The sequence below is a fragment of the Pseudarthrobacter sp. AG30 genome, assembly GCF_003116525.1.
In the GTDB taxonomy this organism is placed as follows: domain Bacteria; phylum Actinomycetota; class Actinomycetes; order Actinomycetales; family Micrococcaceae; genus Arthrobacter.
This window is the reverse complement of sequence record NZ_QEHL01000044.1, coordinates 1-1,735: the sequence shown is the minus strand read 5'-3', so window position 1 is coordinate 1,735 and position 1,735 is coordinate 1. Positions and strand designations below refer to the sequence as shown.

The following is a 1,735-nucleotide window of genomic DNA, read 5'->3' as shown; positions in this document are numbered from 1 at the left end:
CTAGACGATATGTAGTAGGAGGTGGCCGGCTTGGGAGGACCACCTGTCGAGCCTCTGGACCCTTCTGGAGGTCCATTGTCGCCGGACCGTTTCCGGAGCGTCCTGCTTTGTGCGATTCCCGTCGCCGATGCGGATCGGTGGACGCTCCGGATCTAGTTCCGGCGCTGATGGCCCTCTGTCAGAAGGGTCCGGAATATGTGGCCCAGGGGGCTGGAACCTCCTTTTCAAAGCAAGTCGTGGGTTGCCTGCCACACTTGGCGAACAGGTAGAGCCACATTTGAAATTTGGAGGTTCCAGCTATGTTCGAGCGTACAAGCGTCGGCTTGGATGTCCATGCCCGCACTGTTGTTTCATGCGCCCTGGACGCGCAGACCGGCGAAGTCATTTTGCACCGCATGACTCCGGATCGTGGTGAGATTCTCGCCTGGATTCTTTCCCTGCCGTCGCCGGTCAGAGTCGTTTACGAGGCAGGACCAACGGGCTTTGGCCTGGCACGGTTCCTGCTGGCCTCCGGGATCGACACAGTCGTCGCGGCACCATCGAAGCTCCAGCGCCCGTCCGGGGACCGGGTAAAAACTGACGCAAAGGACGCGCTGCATTTGGCCCGGCTCCTGAAGCTGGGTGAGGTCACCGGGGTAAGAATTCCATCGGCGGACCAAGAAGCTGCACGGGATCTGGTCCGTTCCCGGGAAGACGTCCGTGGCGATCTGATGCGTTCCCGGCACCGGATTTCCAAACTGCTGTTGCGCCAAGGCATCGTCTATTCCGGCGGGCAAGCCTGGACTGGCACTCATGAACTCTGGCTGGCACGCCAGCACTTCGAGAACCCGGTCCGGCAGCTGACCTACGAGTCCTCCCTGGAAGCGATGCATGAGATCTCAGACCGCCGGGACCGCCTCGATCAAGCGATCACAGCGATGGCGTATGCGAGCGAGTACACCCCGGTGGTCAGATCACTGCAGTGCCTGCGCGGCGTCTCGACGCTGACCGCGTTTGGACTGGCCGTGGAGATCGGCGACTGGGACCGGTTTACTGGTTCCACGATCGGCGCTTACCTCGGCCTGGTCCCGACTGAGCATTCCTCCGGGCAGTCCCGGTCCCAGGGGTCCATCACGAAGACAGGCAACAGCCACGCGCGCCGCCTGCTTGTGGAGGCCGCATGGCACCACCGCAGGCCCTATAACAACCCGTCCCGGCTCATGCGGTCCAGGTGGGAGGAAGCCACCTCCGAAGCACGAACCCGCGGCCATGCCGGCAATCGGCGCCTGCACGAACGCTGGCTCAGCTACCTCGAACGCCGCAAGCGCCCGGTCATCGCCAACGTCGCCATCGCCCGCGAACTCTCCGGCTGGTGCTGGTCCCTGGCCACAAGCACACCTCCGGCAGCCCGCTCCCCAAGATCGATCGCGTCCGTGCACTGATCAGAGACAGAAAGCCCCCGGGGAAACCCAGTTGGAAGTGGTTCCTTGCAGCGCGTGGAGTAAATCCGCGATACACCTATGGGCAACCAACAACGGCCACGCCCGTCATTGCTAGACCAGCGGTAACCTCCAGCCGAACACTTCGTCCTGCGGTAACCAACCCGCGCATATCAGTCTGACCGCGCAGTCGCCAACGACACGCTGGCCACACCCAACACCTCTTCCCAGGGCACAAAAAGGAAGCGGTCCCAGGCAATCCAGCCCGAGGACCGCTTCCTCACGCTCTTGACAAACGAGACCTACATATCAGGTGT

Annotated in this window: 1 protein-coding gene; it reads left to right on the top strand. The window is 62.4% G+C overall.

The window, feature by feature from the left end; translation table 11 throughout:
* Window positions 1-299: 299 nt before the first annotated feature.
* Entirely contained in the window at window positions 300-1,421 is a 1,122-nt protein-coding gene (locus tag DC347_RS21180) for an IS110 family transposase (protein ID WP_109864391.1), read from the top strand.
* Window positions 1,422-1,735: the final 314 nt, after the last annotated feature.

Coding starts and splice junctions, on each gene's coding strand:
- DC347_RS21180 (WP_109864391.1), top strand. CDS start 300: ATGTTCGAGCGTACAAGCGTCGGCTTGGATGTCCATGCCCGCACTGTT.